Annotated in this window: 15 protein-coding genes; 10 read left to right on the top strand and 5 right to left on the bottom strand. The window is 60.0% G+C overall.

Annotation, left to right across the window (positions count from 1 at the left end; genetic code table 11):
- The first annotated feature begins 444 nt into the window (after window positions 1–444).
- A complete protein-coding gene (icd, locus tag BFN10_RS24705; protein ID WP_028616796.1) occupies window positions 445–1,701 on the top strand; it encodes an NADP-dependent isocitrate dehydrogenase in 1,257 nt (418 codons plus the stop codon).
- A 76-nt stretch (window positions 1,702–1,777) separates the two neighbouring features.
- On the opposite strand, the gene cspD is transcribed toward icd, so the two are convergent.
- Window positions 1,778–2,044, bottom strand: coding sequence for a cold shock domain-containing protein CspD (cspD, locus tag BFN10_RS24700; RefSeq protein WP_071491896.1), 267 nt, complete (start codon window positions 2,042–2,044; stop codon window positions 1,778–1,780).
- 218 nt (window positions 2,045–2,262) lie between these two features.
- Here cspD and clpS point away from each other — a divergent pair, with 218 nt between their 5' ends.
- Both clpS and clpA read left to right on the top strand, forming a co-directional pair.
- Window positions 2,263–2,631, top strand: coding sequence for an ATP-dependent Clp protease adapter ClpS (gene clpS / locus BFN10_RS24695; protein ID WP_071491895.1), 369 nt, complete (start codon window positions 2,263–2,265; stop codon window positions 2,629–2,631).
- Between the two features lie 29 nt (window positions 2,632–2,660).
- On the top strand, window positions 2,661–4,931 hold the full coding sequence (gene clpA, locus BFN10_RS24690) for an ATP-dependent Clp protease ATP-binding subunit ClpA (protein WP_071491894.1): 2,271 nt from the start codon (window positions 2,661–2,663) through the stop codon (window positions 4,929–4,931).
- A gap of 183 nt (window positions 4,932–5,114) precedes the next feature.
- On the opposite strand, the gene infA is transcribed toward clpA, so the two are convergent.
- From infA to aat, 3 genes are all read right to left on the bottom strand, one after another.
- Window positions 5,115–5,333 carry a translation initiation factor IF-1 gene (gene infA / locus BFN10_RS24685; protein ID WP_002553999.1) on the bottom strand — a complete coding sequence of 73 codons (219 nt, stop codon included), beginning with the start codon at window positions 5,331–5,333 and terminating at the stop codon, window positions 5,115–5,117.
- 100 nt (window positions 5,334–5,433) lie between these two features.
- The gene (locus BFN10_RS24680; RefSeq protein ID WP_071491893.1) at window positions 5,434–6,141 is read right to left on the bottom strand and encodes an arginyltransferase; all 708 of its coding nucleotides are present in this window, start codon (window positions 6,139–6,141) and stop codon (window positions 5,434–5,436) included.
- A gap of 55 nt (window positions 6,142–6,196) precedes the next feature.
- Complete coding sequence (aat, locus tag BFN10_RS24675) at window positions 6,197–6,877, bottom strand: leucyl/phenylalanyl-tRNA--protein transferase (protein ID WP_071491892.1); 681 nt, start codon at window positions 6,875–6,877, stop codon at window positions 6,197–6,199.
- A gap of 282 nt (window positions 6,878–7,159) precedes the next feature.
- Between aat and BFN10_RS29350 the strand changes: the two genes are divergently transcribed.
- Genes BFN10_RS29350 through cysG form a run of 7 tightly spaced genes read left to right on the top strand, consistent with a single transcriptional unit; the run spans window position 7,160 to window position 14,879 of the window.
- Window positions 7,160–7,402: a hypothetical protein gene (locus tag BFN10_RS29350; protein ID WP_130898110.1), complete on the top strand. Its 243-nt coding sequence runs from the start codon at window positions 7,160–7,162 to the stop codon at window positions 7,400–7,402.
- Window positions 7,377–9,785 (top strand): DNA translocase FtsK, encoded by a 2,409-nt coding sequence (locus BFN10_RS24670; RefSeq protein ID WP_071491891.1) that lies wholly within the window; start codon window positions 7,377–7,379, stop codon window positions 9,783–9,785. The genes BFN10_RS29350 and BFN10_RS24670 overlap by 26 nt, the downstream gene beginning before the upstream one ends.
- A gap of 54 nt (window positions 9,786–9,839) precedes the next feature.
- Entirely contained in the window at window positions 9,840–10,463 is a 624-nt protein-coding gene (gene lolA, locus BFN10_RS24665; RefSeq protein ID WP_071491890.1) for an outer membrane lipoprotein periplasmic chaperone LolA, read from the top strand.
- Between the two features lie 27 nt (window positions 10,464–10,490).
- Window positions 10,491–11,813 carry a replication-associated recombination protein A gene (locus tag BFN10_RS24660; RefSeq protein WP_071491889.1) on the top strand — a complete coding sequence of 441 codons (1,323 nt, stop codon included), beginning with the start codon at window positions 10,491–10,493 and terminating at the stop codon, window positions 11,811–11,813.
- On the top strand, window positions 11,813–12,187 hold the full coding sequence (gene crcB / locus BFN10_RS24655; protein ID WP_071491888.1) for a fluoride efflux transporter CrcB: 375 nt from the start codon (window positions 11,813–11,815) through the stop codon (window positions 12,185–12,187). Before BFN10_RS24660 ends, crcB begins: the two co-directional genes overlap by 1 nt.
- A gap of 16 nt (window positions 12,188–12,203) precedes the next feature.
- Complete coding sequence (gene serS / locus BFN10_RS24650) at window positions 12,204–13,484, top strand: serine--tRNA ligase (RefSeq protein ID WP_071491887.1); 1,281 nt, start codon at window positions 12,204–12,206, stop codon at window positions 13,482–13,484.
- A complete protein-coding gene (gene cysG / locus BFN10_RS24645; protein ID WP_071491886.1) occupies window positions 13,485–14,879 on the top strand; it encodes a siroheme synthase CysG in 1,395 nt (464 codons plus the stop codon).
- 105 nt (window positions 14,880–14,984) lie between these two features.
- On the opposite strand, the gene BFN10_RS24640 is transcribed toward cysG, so the two are convergent.
- The gene (locus BFN10_RS24640; RefSeq protein WP_071491885.1) at window positions 14,985–15,980 is read right to left on the bottom strand and encodes a glutathione S-transferase family protein; all 996 of its coding nucleotides are present in this window, start codon (window positions 15,978–15,980) and stop codon (window positions 14,985–14,987) included.
- Window positions 15,981–16,012: the final 32 nt, after the last annotated feature.

Raw genomic sequence — 16,012 nt, 5'->3', positions numbered from 1 at the left:
TGCGCCGGGTGGAGCGCGTTCGTTCAAAGTCATCCATGAGCGAAATGTCGAGGTTTCTTCGCGGTGATGTTGGGTTGCATCAGTCGAGCGTCAAGCGGGTGGACTATTGTAATAGTCCTGCTTTGTAGCGGAAGGCTGTGTTCTAGAGCGGTCCGCCGTCGTGACTCTTTGGTCAGCGGCGGCATTATACATAGGTCGCTATGCTTACGCCGAGCCTTCATACAAAAGGTGTGTCGTCCATTGGTCTAAAGGTCGCAGGTACCTGATTGCGACGAAAGTCGCACGATGTGCTCAAGATTGGCGATTTTGCCTTTGCTTTCAGGCTTGTAGGCGACAAATTATGCTGTTTTCGATGCAAATGAGCATGGCGCGAGGTTTCAGTCGCCATTTATCTGGAGTAGGCTCGAACGCAGCCAGATGTTCAATCCATAGATGGAGTTCAGCATGGGATACAAGAAGATTCAGGTTCCGGCAGTCGGCGACAAAATCACCGTCAATGCAGACCATTCTCTCAATGTTCCTGACCAACCGATCATCCCTTACATTGAAGGTGACGGTATCGGTGTCGACATCAGCCCGGTGATGATCAAGGTAGTCGACGCCGCTGTTGAAAAGGCCTACGGCGGCAAGCGCAAGATCTCCTGGATGGAGGTTTATGCTGGCGAGAAAGCAACTCAAGTCTACGACCAGGACACCTGGCTGCCCCAGGAAACCCTGGATGCGGTCAAGGATTACGTGGTCTCCATCAAGGGCCCGCTGACCACCCCGGTGGGTGGCGGCATCCGTTCGCTGAACGTGGCCCTGCGCCAGCAACTCGACCTGTATGTGTGCCTGCGCCCAGTGCGCTGGTTCGAAGGCGTGCCCAGCCCGGTCAAGAAGCCTGGCGACGTGGACATGACGATCTTCCGGGAAAACTCCGAAGATATTTACGCCGGTATCGAGTGGAAGGCAGGTTCGCCTGAAGCGATCAAGGTGATCAAGTTCCTCAAGGAAGAAATGGGCGTGACCAAGATCCGTTTCGACCAGGATTGCGGGATTGGCGTGAAGCCGGTCTCGAAGGAGGGTACCAAGCGCCTGGCGCGCAAAGCCCTGCAATATGTAGTGGATAACGACCGCGACTCGCTGACCATCGTGCACAAAGGCAACATCATGAAGTTCACCGAAGGTGCCTTCAAGGAATGGGCCTATGAGGTAGCGGCTGAAGAATTTGGTGCGACGCTGCTGGATGGCGGTCCATGGATGCAGTTCAAGAACCCCAAGACTGGCAAGAATGTGGTGGTCAAGGATGCTATCGCCGACGCCATGCTCCAGCAGATCCTGTTGCGTCCGGCTGAGTATGATGTGATCGCCACCCTCAACCTGAACGGCGACTACCTGTCTGATGCCCTGGCGGCGGAAGTGGGGGGGATCGGTATTGCGCCGGGTGCCAACCTTTCGGATACCGTGGCGATGTTCGAGGCGACCCACGGTACTGCGCCGAAGTATGCGGGCAAGGATCAGGTCAATCCGGGTTCGCTGATTCTGTCGGCAGAGATGATGCTGCGCCATATGGGCTGGACCGAGGCGGCGGATTTGATCATCAAGGGCACTAATGGCGCGATTTCTGCCAAGACTGTGACTTATGACTTCGAGCGTCTGATGGACGGCGCCACGCTGGTGTCTTCGTCTGGCTTCGGTGATGCGCTGATCTCGCACATGTAAGCGACAGGGGTAAGAAAACCGGCCACACCGTAAACGGGATGGCCGGTTTTTTATTGGGCGCCTGCTCGGTGGCTGATCAGGCTAATTGCTCTTTTGATTTTTGAGCGACGCCCTCTCTGGCTGTGCCGATGGTGACTGGCGCACTGATTTCGACTGCGTGCTTGCCTTTGGGCCCCTGAACAATGTCAAAGGAGACCGGCTGCCCCGCCTTCAGCGTTTTATAACCTTCCATTTTGATCGCTGAGTAATGCGCAAAAAGGTCTTCATCCTTGCCGTCTTCATTAATGAAGCCGTACCCTTTGGCATTGTTGAACCACTTGACCTTACCGCTTGCCATGCCCATATCCCTCTGCACCAGACTCCATCACTGGAGTATCATCCAGTTTATCCGTCCTAACCCGAATAAATAAGGTTGACTGCGCGGACCTTTTTTACCCACTGTGGGTTCTATTGGTTGTAACACCGTTTCGCCGATAGTCAAGGCGACCAGTCGGTCAGAGTTGAAATTCTGACAGGTCGCCCCCACCACTGTATTTGAACCACTGACGAACCTTTCTTTCCATGCATGCAAACAGCCAGATTCGACTAACATTCAATCAGGATCGACCGGATCAGCAACATGATGACGACGGTTCTGCAGGCATTGCTGTTCAGGAGGCCAAGCCTGCTCTACAGGCGCCGCCGATGTACAAGGTGGTTTTGTTCAATGATGACTACACACCGATGGATTTCGTGGTCGAAGTGCTCGAGGTGTTTTTTAACCTGAACCGCGAGTTGGCGACCAAGGTAATGCTGGCCGTTCACACAGAAGGACGGGCAGTATGTGGAGTGTTTACCCGCGACATCGCCGAGACAAAGGCCATGCAGGTCAACCAGTACGCCAGGGAAAGCCAGCATCCGCTACTCTGTGAAATCGAGAAGGACGGTTAACGCCGACCACTTGGGTATGAGGTGAAGCTATGTTAAACCGCGAGCTCGAAGTCACCCTCAATCTTGCCTTCAAGGAGGCTCGTTCGAAGCGTCATGAGTTCATGACCGTCGAACACCTGCTGCTGGCACTTTTGGATAACGAAGCTGCCGCCACCGTTCTACGTGCGTGCGGCGCCAACCTCGACAAACTCAAGCATGACCTGCAGGAGTTTATCGACTCCACAACGCCACTTATTCCAGTCCACGATGAAGACCGTGAGACCCAGCCAACCCTGGGCTTCCAGCGGGTGCTTCAGCGTGCCGTGTTCCATGTTCAGAGCTCCGGTAAGCGTGAAGTCACGGGCGCCAATGTGCTGGTGGCGATTTTCAGCGAACAGGAAAGCCAGGCAGTGTTCCTGCTCAAACAGCAGAGCGTTGCCCGTATCGATGTCGTCAACTACATCGCCCACGGTATCTCCAAGGTGCCCGGGCACGGCGATCATTCCGAGGGTGAGCAGGATATGCAGGACGACGAGGGCGGTGAGTCTTCTTCTTCGGGCAATCCACTGGATGCCTATGCCAGTAACCTCAACGAACTGGCGCGCCAGGGGCGGATCGATCCGCTGGTGGGGCGTGAGCTCGAGGTTGAGCGTGTCGCGCAAATCCTCGCGCGTCGTCGCAAGAACAACCCGTTGCTGGTGGGCGAGGCAGGCGTGGGTAAAACCGCGATTGCCGAAGGCCTGGCCAAGCGCATCGTGGATAACCAGGTGCCGGACCTGCTGGCCAACAGCGTCGTCTACTCCCTTGACCTGGGCGCCTTGCTCGCCGGGACCAAGTACCGTGGCGACTTCGAGAAGCGCTTCAAGGCGCTGCTCGGTGAGCTGAAAAAACGCCCGCAGGCGATCCTGTTCATCGACGAAATCCACACCATCATTGGTGCCGGTGCGGCCTCCGGTGGGGTGATGGATGCCTCCAACCTGCTCAAGCCGCTGCTGTCGTCGGGTGATATACGCTGCATCGGCTCGACCACGTTCCAGGAATTCCGTGGCATCTTCGAGAAAGACCGTGCCCTGGCACGTCGCTTCCAGAAGGTCGACGTGTCCGAGCCTTCGGTAGAAGACACCATCGGTATCCTGCGCGGGCTCAAGGGGCGCTTCGAGGCGCACCATGGCATCGAGTACACCGATGAAGCCCTGCGTTCAGCCGCTGAGCTGGCGTCGCGCTACATCAATGACCGGCACATGCCGGACAAGGCCATCGACGTAATCGACGAGGCCGGTGCCTACCAGCGTCTGCAGCCGGTCGAGAAGCGTGTAAAACGCATCGACGTGCCGCAGGTCGAGGATATTGTGGCGAAGATCGCGCGGATTCCGCCAAAACACGTCACCAGTTCCGACAAGGAGCTGCTGCGTAACCTGGAGCGCGACCTCAAGCTGACCGTGTTCGGTCAGGATGCGGCCATCGACTCGCTGTCCACCGCGATCAAGCTGTCGCGTGCAGGCCTCAAGTCGCCGGACAAGCCGGTTGGTTCGTTCCTGTTTGCCGGCCCGACCGGTGTCGGCAAGACCGAAGCGGCCCGGCAACTGGCCAAGGCCATGGGTATCGAGCTGGTGCGGTTCGACATGTCCGAATACATGGAGCGTCACACCGTGTCGCGCCTGATCGGCGCGCCTCCGGGTTATGTCGGTTTCGACCAGGGCGGCCTGTTGACCGAGGCGATCACCAAGCAACCGCATTGCGTGCTGCTGCTCGATGAAATCGAGAAGGCCCACCCTGAAGTCTTCAACCTGCTGCTGCAGGTGATGGATCACGGGACCCTGACCGACAACAACGGGCGCAAGGCGGATTTCCGCAACGTGATCGTGATCATGACCACCAACGCCGGTGCCGAAACGGCCGCGCGGGCTTCCATTGGCTTCGCGCACCAGGATCACTCGTCCGATGCGATGGAAGTCATCAAGAAGAGCTTCACGCCTGAGTTCCGCAACCGCCTGGACACCATTATCCAGTTTGGTCGCCTCAGCCATGAGGTCATCAAGAGCGTGGTGGACAAGTTCCTCACCGAGCTCCAGGCGCAGTTGGAAGACAAGCGCGTGCAGCTGGAGGTCACGGACGCGGCGCGCAGCTGGCTGGCCGAAGGCGGCTACGATGCGGCAATGGGCGCACGCCCAATGGCGCGTCTGATCCAGGACAAGATCAAGCGGCCGCTGGCCGAAGAGATCCTGTTTGGCGAGCTTTCCGACCATGGTGGCGTGGTACACATCGACCTGAAGGATGGCGAGCTGACCTTCGAGTTCGAAACCACGGCTGAAATGGCCTGATCGATAGCTACGGGCGTCAATGTGGGAGGGGGCTTGCCCCCGATAGCAGTGTTTCAGTCGCTACATGAGTGACTGATCTACCGCTATCGGGAGCAAGCCCCCTCCCACATTGGTTTGTGGCACTTGGTAAATAGCGCACACACAAAAACGCCCGGCATAACCGGGCGTTTTGTATTGACTTGCTTAGCGAGCGCGGTAAGTGATGCGCCCTTTGCTCAAGTCATAGGGCGTCAGCTCGACGCGCACTTTGTCACCGGTAAGAATACGAATGTAGTTCTTGCGCATCTTGCCGGAGATATGCGCGGTTACGACGTGCCCATTTTCCAACTCCACACGAAACATGGTGTTGGGCAGGGTGTCGACGACAGTGCCTTCCATTTCGAAGCTGTCTTCTTTCGACATGCAGTAAAGCCCTCGGTATCCAGTGAATGGCCCGGTGCAACTGCGCCAGGCAAAAGCGGCGTGCATTGTGCCCGAAAAAGGGTGTTCAAGCCAAGGGGTTCTAGTTAAGCACGACCCATCTTTGATTAATCAGCAGTTCAATGGGCCGATATTGGGTCTTGTAGTTCATCTTTTTGCAGTTCTTGATCCAGTAGCCGAGGTACACCGCCTCCAGTTCCTGGCGCAAGGCTTCGCCAATCTGCCAGAGGATCGCAAAGCGTCCCAGGCTGCGGCGTTCTTCGGCGGGTTCATAGAAGGTGTAGACCGCCGACAGGCCGTTAGGCAACAGATCGGTCACCGCGACAGCCACCAGCCGACCGTCCGCACGAAATTCGTAGAAGCGCGAGAAGGGCAGGTCGCGGACCAGGAACGTGGAAAACTGATCGCGGCTGGGCGGGAACATATCGCCGTCAGCGTGGCGTTGCTCGATGTAGCGCTGGTAAAGGTCGAAATATTCTTCGGTGAAGCGCGGCTTGGCCGACGTCACCGTCAGGTCGGCGTTGCGTTTGAGGATGCGTTTCTGGTTGCGGTCCGGTAGAAACTGCGCAACGGGGATGCGTGCGGGCACGCAGGCATTACAGTTCTGGCAATGCGGCCGGTACAGATGATCGCCACTGCGCCGAAACCCCATCTCCGACAGGTCGGCATACACATGCACGTCCATAGGCTGGCTGGGGTCGAGGAACAGCGTGGTGGCCTGCTCGTCGGGCAGATAGCTGCAAGAGTGGGGTTGAGTGGCATAAAACTTCAAACGCGCCAACTCGGTCATGATCAACCCTCGGATAAGCTTTGAAATAAGTGTAAGCCAGGAGCGCGGATGTCGCCTAGGAAACCCACGGTCCGGCGTTGGGCTGGTCCAGATGGTCGTGCAGGAACCCTGCGAAGTCGCTGCGGGATATGGCGCGGGCACCCAGGCTGTGCAGGTGATCGTTGGGCATCTGGCAGTCGATCAGCACAAAGCCCCAGGCCTGCAATTGATGGGTCAGCGTGGCAAAGCCGAATTTCGAAGCGTTGTCGGCGCGGCTGAACATGGACTCACCAAAAAACAGCTGGCCCATTGCGAGGCCGTAGAGGCCGCCTACCAGTTCACCCTTGTCCCAGACCTCCACCGAATGCGCGTAGCCGCGCTGGTGCAGTTCCAGGTAGGCGCTCTGGATGCCTTCGGTGATCCAGGTGCCATCGGCATAGGCGCGTGGCGCCGCGCAGGCCTGGATAACGGCGGCGAAGTCCTGGTCGAAGGTCACGCTGTAGCGCTGTTGGCGCAACAGTTTGCCCAGGCTGCGCGATACATGCAGTTCGTCGGGGAATATCACGGTGCGTGGGTCGGGCGACCACCAGAGGATCGGTTGGCCCTCTGAAAACCAGGGGAAGCAGCCGTGACGGTAGGCTTGGATCAGCCGTTCGGCGCTGAGATCACCGCCGGCGGCGAGCAAGCCATTGGGTTCGCGCATGGCCTTGGCCAGTGGGGGGAAAGTCAGTGAATCGCGTTGTAACCAGGTCAGCATGGCATCCAGGCTTTACGGAAGGGGAGGGGAGTGGCAGGAATGACACCTGCGGCGGCAGTGCTGATTATTGTCGACCTGGCGCCATCGGACCAGCCCGAATCGGGCATTAAGGTGGATTAGCGTGAGCAGGTGTTTCTGCAACTCTATGCCGGGGGCGTGGTCGTAATCGGGTCTGTTCCATGCAGGCCATTTGCCAAGCTTGCCTTGATTGGTAAAAACAGCTCATAAGCCTTTGTCAGCAAAGACAATGCATGCTCAAATTGAACATCTTGTGACACACAATTGGCTATGCTGCTGGAAGAGCGCCAAGCGGCGTGGCATCAGGGACACAAACCCGTACAATGCGGCCATTGTGGCGTTATCGTCATTTCATCCAGCAATAGTCCGGTGTTAAACAGTAGATTCAACGACGCTCGTTCATTTTTCAGCTGCTCGGATTGGGCAGTATTGGCAGTCATTCAACAGATGGACGCGCTAAAGGCGCAGGAAAAGACCCGTTTTGAAGAAATCCGCCGCAACACCTAAAGCAGCAGTCGTGCCGGCCTGGCGCCAGCACCTGCATTATCGCCTCAAGGAAGGTGCGCTGATCGCGATCGGCGCGCTGTGCCTGTTCCTGATGATGGCCTTGCTGACCTATGGCAAGGACGATCCGGGCTGGAGCCACAACAGCAAGATCGAAGACGTGCAGAACTTCGGTGGCCCTGCCGGTTCCTACAGCGCCGATATCCTGTTCATGGTGCTGGGTTACTTCGCCTATATCTTCCCGTTGCTGCTGGCGATCAAGACCTGGCAGATCTTCCGCCAGCGCCATGAGCCGTGGCAGTGGAGCGGCTGGCTGTTCTCCTGGCGCCTGATCGGCCTGGTGTTCCTGGTGTTGTCCGGCGCGGCGCTGGCGCATATCCATTTCCATGCACCCACCGGCCTGCCTGCCGGTGCGGGCGGTGCGCTGGGCGAGAGCCTTGGCGACCTGGCGCGCAGGACCCTGAATATCCAGGGCAGCACCCTGATGTTCATCGCACTGTTCCTCTTTGGCCTCACCGTGTTCACCGACCTGTCCTGGTTCAAGGTGATGGACGTGACCGGCAAGATCACCCTCGACCTGCTGGAGCTGTTCCAGGGCGCCGCCAATCGCTGGTGGGCGGCCCGTGTCGACCGCAAGCGCATGGTCGCCCAACTGCGTGAGGTCGACACCCGTGTCAACGAAGTGGTGGCCCCGAGTACACCGGACCGGCGTGAGCAGGCCAAGGTCAAGGAACGCCTGATCGAACGCGAACAGGCCTTGAGCAAGCACATGTCGGACCGCGAGAAGCAAGTGCCGCCAGTGATTGCTCCCGCGCCGCCCAAGCCGGCCGAACCAAGCCATCGCGTACAGAAAGAGAAACAGGCGCCGTTGTTCATCGACAGCGCCGTCGAAGGCACCTTGCCGCCGATCTCGATCCTCGACCCGGCCGAAAAGAAACAACTCAACTATTCGCCGGAGTCCCTGGCGGCCGTCGGCCACCTGCTGGAAATCAAGCTCAAGGAATTCGGCGTCGAAGTCTCGGTGGACTCCATCCATCCCGGCCCGGTGATCACCCGTTACGAAATCCAGCCGGCCGCCGGTGTGAAGGTCAGCCGCATCGCCAACCTGGCGAAAGACCTGGCCCGCTCCCTGGCCGTGACCAGCGTGCGCGTGGTGGAAGTCATTCCCGGCAAGACCACCGTGGGTATCGAGATTCCCAACGAAGACCGCCAGATCGTGCGCTTCTCCGAAGTGCTGTCGACGCCCGAGTACGACAACTTCAAGTCGCCGGTCACCCTGGCCCTGGGCCATGACATCGGTGGCAAGCCGGTCATCACCGACCTGGCGAAGATGCCCCACCTGCTGGTCGCCGGTACCACCGGTTCCGGTAAGTCGGTAGGGGTGAACGCGATGATCCTGTCGATCCTGTTCAAGTCCGGCCCGGAAGACGCCAAACTGATCATGATCGACCCGAAGATGTTGGAACTGTCGATCTACGAAGGCATTCCACACCTGCTGTGCCCGGTGGTCACCGACATGAAGGACGCCGCCAACGCCCTGCGTTGGAGCGTTGCCGAGATGGAGCGCCGCTACAAGCTAATGGCGAAGATGGGCGTGCGTAACCTGTCGGGCTTCAACGCCAAGATCAAGGAAGCCCAGGAACGCGGCGAGACCATCGACGATCCGTTGTACCGGCGCGAAAGCATTCACGACGAAGCGCCAAAGCTGACCAAGCTGCCGACCATTGTGGTGGTGGTCGACGAATTCGCCGACATGATGATGATTGTCGGCAAGAAGGTTGAAGAGCTGATCGCGCGTATCGCCCAGAAGGCCCGTGCCGCCGGTATTCACTTGATCCTTGCCACCCAGCGGCCGTCGGTGGACGTGATCACCGGCCTGATCAAGGCCAACATCCCGACGCGCATGGCGTTCCAGGTGTCGAGCAAGATCGACTCGCGGACCATCATCGACCAGGGCGGCGCCGAACAACTGCTCGGCCACGGCGACATGCTCTACATGCCGCCGGGCACCAGCCTGCCGATCCGGGTGCACGGCGCCTTTGTTTCCGACGATGAAGTGCATCGTGTGGTGGAAGCCTGGAAACTGCGCGGCGCACCGGAGTACAACGATGACATCCTCGCCGGTGTGGAAGAAGCCGGCAGCGGCTTCGATGGCGGCAGCGGCGGTGGCGACGATGATGCCGAGACCGATGCGCTGTACGATGAAGCCGTGGCGTTCGTGCTCGAAAGCCGTCGAGCCTCGATTTCCGCGGTGCAACGCAAGCTGAAAATCGGCTACAACCGTGCCGCTCGTATGATCGAAGCCATGGAAAACGCTGGCGTCGTGACCGCAATGAACACCAACGGCTCGCGTGAAGTCATTGCCCCCGGGCAGATGCGCGACTGATCCCGCGCCGCGTGACAGCACGCGGCGCGTCCTGACTACTCAATGAGGACTCCCATGCGCTTTATCCGCATGCTGTTGTTGCCGGCACTGGCCCTGACCGCTGTTTCGGCGCACGCTGACCCGGCCTCCGTCGCCAGCCTGAAGAATCTGCTCGACAAATCCCAGACCCTGACCGCGCGCTTCTCCCAGTTGACCCTGGATGCCGGCGGTACCCAGTTGCAGGAAACCGCCGGCGAAATGGCCGTGCAGCGTCCTGGCCTGTTCTACTGGCACACCGAGGGCAAGGCCGAGCAGACCATCGTGTCCGATGGCCAAAAGGTCACCCTGTGGGACCCTGACCTGGAACAGGCGACCATCAAGAAGCTCGACCCGCGCCTGAACCAGACCCCGGCGCTGTTGCTCTCAGGTGACGTGTCGAAGATCAACGACAGCTTCGACATCACGTCCAAGCAGACCAGCAACGTGATCGAATTCACCCTCAAGCCGAAATCCAAGGACACGCTGTTTGACACCCTGTCCTTGTCGTTCGGTAACGGCGTGATCAACAACATGCGCCTGATCGACAGCGTCGGCCAGCGCACCGATATCCTGTTCTCAGGGGTCAAGGCCAACCAGCCGGTACCGGCGTCCAAGTTCAAGTTCGACATCCCCAAGGGTGCCGACGTGATCCAGGAATAAATTCCCCAGAGGTTTCAAACGCTGCCCATGGACCTGTTTCGAAGTGACCCGATTGCCCAGCCACTGGCCGCACGCCTGCGTTCGACCAACCTGGATGAGTACGTCGGTCAGGAACACCTGCTCGCTCGCGGCAAGCCCCTGCGTGAAGCCCTGGAGCAGGGTGCGCTGCACTCGATGATTTTCTGGGGGCCGCCGGGGGTGGGCAAGACCACGTTGGCGCGGCTCTTGGCGAAGGTCTCGGATGCGCACTTCGAAACGGTCTCGGCGGTACTCGCCGGGGTCAAGGAGATCCGCCAGGCGGTGGAAGTCGCCAAGCAGCAGGCGGGGCAGTACGGCAAGCGCACCATCCTGTTCGTCGACGAAGTGCACCGTTTCAACAAGTCGCAGCAGGATGCGTTCCTGCCCTATGTGGAAGACGGCACGCTGATCTTCATCGGCGCCACCACCGAAAACCCTTCGTTCGAGCTCAACAACGCCTTGCTGTCGCGGGCGCGGGTCTATGTGCTCAAAAGCCTGGACGAGGCGGCGATGCAGAAGCTGCTGCAGCGCGCCTTGAACGAAGACAAGGGCTTGGGCAAGCGCCAACTGAGCGTGAGCGAAGAGGGCTTCAAGATCCTGCTGACGGCTGCCGATGGCGATGGTCGTCGTTTCCTCAACCTGTTGGAAAACGCCTCCGACCTGGCCGAAGACGGCGGTGAGATTGGCGTCGACCTCTTGCAAAGCCTGCTCGGCGACACGCGCCGCCGCTTCGACAAGGGCGGCGAGGCCTTCTACGACCAGATCTCGGCACTGCACAAATCCGTGCGCGGCTCCAACCCCGACGGTGCGCTGTACTGGTTTGCACGCATGATCGATGGCGGTTGCGACCCGCTGTACCTCGCCCGCCGCGTGGTGCGCATGGCCAGCGAAGACATCGGCAACGCCGACCCGCGTGCACTGAGCCTGTGCCTGGCGGCATGGGACGTACAGGAACGCCTCGGCAGCCCGGAAGGCGAGTTGGCGGTGGCCCAGGCCATCACCTACCTGGCCTGCGCGCCAAAAAGCAACGCGGTGTACATGGGCTTCAAGTCCGCATTGCGCGCCGCCGCCGAATATGGCTCGCTCGAAGTGCCGATGCACCTGCGCAACGCGCCGACCAAGCTGATGAAGCAGCTGGGTTATGGCGATGAATACCGTTACGCCCACGATGAGCCGGATGCTTACGCGGCCGGTGAAGACTATTTTCCCGATGAGCTTGAACCGTTGCCGCTCTATCAGCCGGTGCCCCGTGGCCTGGAGCTGAAGATCGGCGAAAAGCTCAATCACCTCGCGCAACTCGATCGACTCAGCCCCAGACAGCGGAGAAAGTAGTGTTCAAGACGATTCTTGCCGTGTCCGCAGCCGGCATCGCTGGTACATTATTGCGTTTCGCCACCGGCACCTGGGTCAGCGCCAACTGGCCCAGGCATTTTTACGCGGCGACCCTGGCGGTCAACCTGGTGGGCTGCCTGATCATCGGGCTGTTGTACGGCTGGTTCCTGTTGCGCCCGGAAGTACCGATTGAAATTCGCGCCGGCTTGATTGTCGGCTTTGTAGGCGGTCTGACGACCTTTTCATCCTTTTCACTGGATACGCTGCGCCTGCTGGAAAGCGGGCAGGCCCTGATAGCCTTCGGGTACCTGGGCATCAGCGTATTCGGCGGGCTGCTCGCTACCTGGGCCGGCCTGTCCTTGACCAAACTTTGATAAACGAGAGACCGACATGCTCGATTCCAAACTGTTACGTAGCAACCTTCAGGACGTAGCGGACCGCCTGGCATCCCGTGGCTTTGCCTTGGATGTTGCGCGCATCGAAGCGCTGGAAGAACAGCGCAAGACCGTCCAGACCCGCACCGAAGCACTGCAGGCTGAGCGTAATGCGCGTTCCAAATCCATCGGTCAGGCCAAGCAGCGCGGCGAAGACATCGCACCGTTGATGGCGGATGTCGAGCGCATGGGCACCGAGCTGTCCGAGGGTAAAGTCGAGCTGGAAAAAATCCAGTCCGAGCTGGATTCGATCCTGCTGGGCATCCCCAACATCCCCCACGAATCGGTGCCGATCGGCGCAGACGAAGACGGCAACGTCGAAGTGCGTCGCTGGGGCACGCCGAAGGCCTTTGATTTCGAGATCAAGGACCACGTCGCCCTGGGCGAACTGAGTGGTGGCCTGGATTTCGAAACTGCCGCCAAGATGTCCGGCGCGCGCTTCTCTCTGTTGCGCGGCTCGGTTGCACGCCTGCACCGCGCCCTGGCGCAGTTCATGATCAACCTGCACACCGGCGAACACGGTTACGAAGAGGCCTACACCCCGTACCTGGTGCAGGCGCCGGCGCTGATGGGCACCAGCCAGCTGCCGAAATTCGAAGAAGACCTGTTCAAGATCAGCCGCGACGGCGAAGCCGACCTGTACCTGATTCCGACCGCCGAAGTGTCGCTGACCAATATCGTCTCCGGCGAGATCCTCGACGCCAGGCAACTGCCGATCAAGTTCGTCGCCCACAGCCCGTGCTTTCGCAGTGAAGCCGGCGCATCGGGCCGCGACACTCGCGGCATGATCCGCCAGCACCAGTTCGACAAGGTCGAGATGGTGCAGATCGTCGAGCCGTCGACCTCGATGGACGCCCTGGAAGGCCTGACCGCCAACGCTGAGCGCGTCCTGCAACTGCTGGAACTGCCGTACCGCGTGCTGGCCCTGTGCACCGGTGACATGGGTTTCAGCGCCGTGAAGACCTACGACCTCGAAGTGTGGGTGCCGAGCCAGGACAAGTACCGCGAGATTTCGTCGTGCTCCAACTGCGGTGATTTCCAGGCCCGTCGCATGCAGGCGCGTTTCCGCAACCCGGAAACCGGCAAGCCGGAGCTGGTGCACACCCTCAACGGTTCCGGCCTGGCCGTAGGCCGTACCCTGGTGGCGGTGCTGGAAAACTACCAGCAGGCTGACGGTTCGATCCGCGTACCGGAAGTGCTCAAGCCGTACATGGCGGGCGTTGAGGTCATTCGCTAAATGGAATTTCTGCCGCTGTTTCATAACCTGCGCGGCAGTCGTGTGCTGGTCGTCGGTGGCGGGGAGATTGCCTTGCGCAAATCCCGGCTGCTGGCCGACGCCGGGGCGGTGCTGCGGGTGGTTGCTCCCCAGATCGAAGACCAGTTGCGTGAACTGGTACTGGGCAGTGGCGGGGAACTGATTCTGCGCGGTTATCAGGAGGCTGACCTCGACGGTTGCATCCTGATCATTGCGGCAACCGACGACGAGCCGCTGAACGCGCAAGTGTCCAGCGATGCCAAGCGCCGTTGCGTACCGGTCAACGTGGTCGATGCGCCGGCCTTGTGCAGCGTGATCTTCCCGGCGATCGTCGACCGTTCGCCCTTGGTGATCGCCGTGTCCAGCGGTGGCGACGCGCCGGTGCTGGCGCGCTTGATCCGCGCCAAGCTGGAAACCTGGATTCCATCCACTTACGGGCAGCTGGCCGGGCTGGCGGCGCGTTTTCGTGCCCAGGTCAAAGGCTTGTATCCGGATGTGCAGCAGCGGCGTGCGTTCTGGGAAGAAGTGTTCCAGGGCCCGATTGCCGACCGCCAGTTGGCCGGGCAGGGCGATGAGGCCGAGCGCTTGCTGATCGAGAAGGTCAACGGCGCGCCGCCTTATGCGCCGGGCGAGGTTTATCTGGTGGGTGCGGGTCCGGGTGATCCCGACCTGCTGACCTTCCGTGCCCTGCGCCTGATGCAGCAAGCCGATGTGGTGTTGTACGACCGTCTGGTCGCGCCCGCGATCCTCGAACTGTGCCGCCGGGATGCCGAGCGTATCTACGTCGGCAAGCGTCGCGCCGACCACGCCGTGCCACAAGACCAGATCAACCAGCAACTGGTGGACCTGGCCAAGCAGGGCAAGCGGGTGTTGCGCCTCAAGGGGGGCGATCCGTTCATCTTTGGTCGTGGTGGCGAAGAGATCGAGGAACTGGCCGCCCATGGCATTCCGTTCCAGGTGGTGCCGGGAATCACGGCAGCCAGCGGTTGCGCGGCATATGCCGGGATTCCGCTGACCCATCGCGACTATGCGCAGTCGGTACGCTTTATCACCGGGCATTTGAAGGACGGGACCTCGGACCTGCCCTGGCATGACCTGGTGGGCCCCTCACAGACCCTGGTGTTCTACATGGGCTTGATCGGCTTGCCGATCATCTGTGATCAGTTGATCAAGCACGGGCGTGCGGCGGATACCCCGGCGGCCTTGATCCAGCAGGGCACCACGTCCAACCAGCGCGTGTTCACCGGCACCCTGGCCGACTTGCCACGCATGGTGGCGGAGCATGAAGTGCATGCGCCGACACTGGTGATCGTCGGCGAAGTGGTGCTGTTGCGCGAGAAGCTGAAGTGGTTTGAAGGCGCACAGTCGCAGGTCTGAACCTTGAAAGCATCGGGGGCAAGCCCCCTCCCACATTGGACTGCATTCCAGTGTGGGAGGGGGCTTGCCCCCGATGAGGCCCTAAAAGCCAGCCAATACGTCGGATCAGTTCCACACGCCTTTGCCAATCAATTGCTTCCGATCGTGCGGTTCATCAAACCCCTGCGACGGCCCCTTCGGCACAATCCCCGTGGGGTTGATCGTGCGATGGCTGGCATAGTAATGCCCCTTGATGTGTTCGAAATCGACCGTCTCGGCCACCCCCGGCCACTGATACATCTCCCTCAACCAATTCGACAGGCTCGGGTAATCCGCAATCCTGCGCAAATTGCATTTGAAGTGGCTGTAATACACCGCATCAAAGCGAATCAGCGTGGTGAAGAGCCGTACATCCGCCTCCGTCAGGTAATCGCCGGCCAGGTAACGATGGTCGCCCAAGTGCTGTTCCAGATGATCCAGCTCGGCAAATACATCATCAAACGCACGTTCATACGCCTGCTGTGAGGTGGCGAAGCCTGCGCGGTACACGCCGTTGTTCACCGCCGGGTAAATGCGCTCGTTCAAGGCGTCGATGGTTGCGCGCAGCGGCTCGGGGTAGAAATCCAGGGTGTTGCCGGTCAATTCATTGAAGGCGCTGTTGAACATGCGGATGATCTCCGCCGACTCATTGCTCACGATGCGCTGCAGCTTTTTGTCCCACAGCACCGGCACAGTGACGCGCCCGGTGTAATCGGCGGTGTCGGCGGTATAACGCTGGTGCATGAAGGCTAAGTCGTCGAGTTTGTCGCCGGTCGAGCCATGGGCCTTGTCGAAGGTCCAGCCATTTTCCAGCATCAACCAACTGACCACGGACACGTCGATCAGGCTTTCCAGGCCCTTGAGCTTGCGCAGGATCAGCGTGCGGTGAGCCCAAGGGCAGGCCAGGGAGACATAGAGGTGGTAGCGGCCGGCCTCGGCTGTGAAGCCGCCTTCGCCACTCGGGCCTGGCGCGCCGTCGGCGGTGACCCAGTGGCGGCGTTGCGCCTGTTCGCGCTGGAACGCACCGTCCGTGCTACTTTCGTACCACTGGTCTTTCCAGTGTCCTTCGATCAGCAAACCCATGACTGGCTCCTTGGCTAATAAGCGTTGGAGCC

The sequence above is a fragment of the Pseudomonas extremorientalis genome (assembly GCF_001870465.1).
Classification (GTDB): Bacteria; Pseudomonadota; Gammaproteobacteria; order Pseudomonadales; family Pseudomonadaceae; genus Aquipseudomonas; species Aquipseudomonas extremorientalis.
Note: the sequence above shows the minus strand (reverse complement) of the source record. Positions and strands in the feature narration are given on the sequence as shown.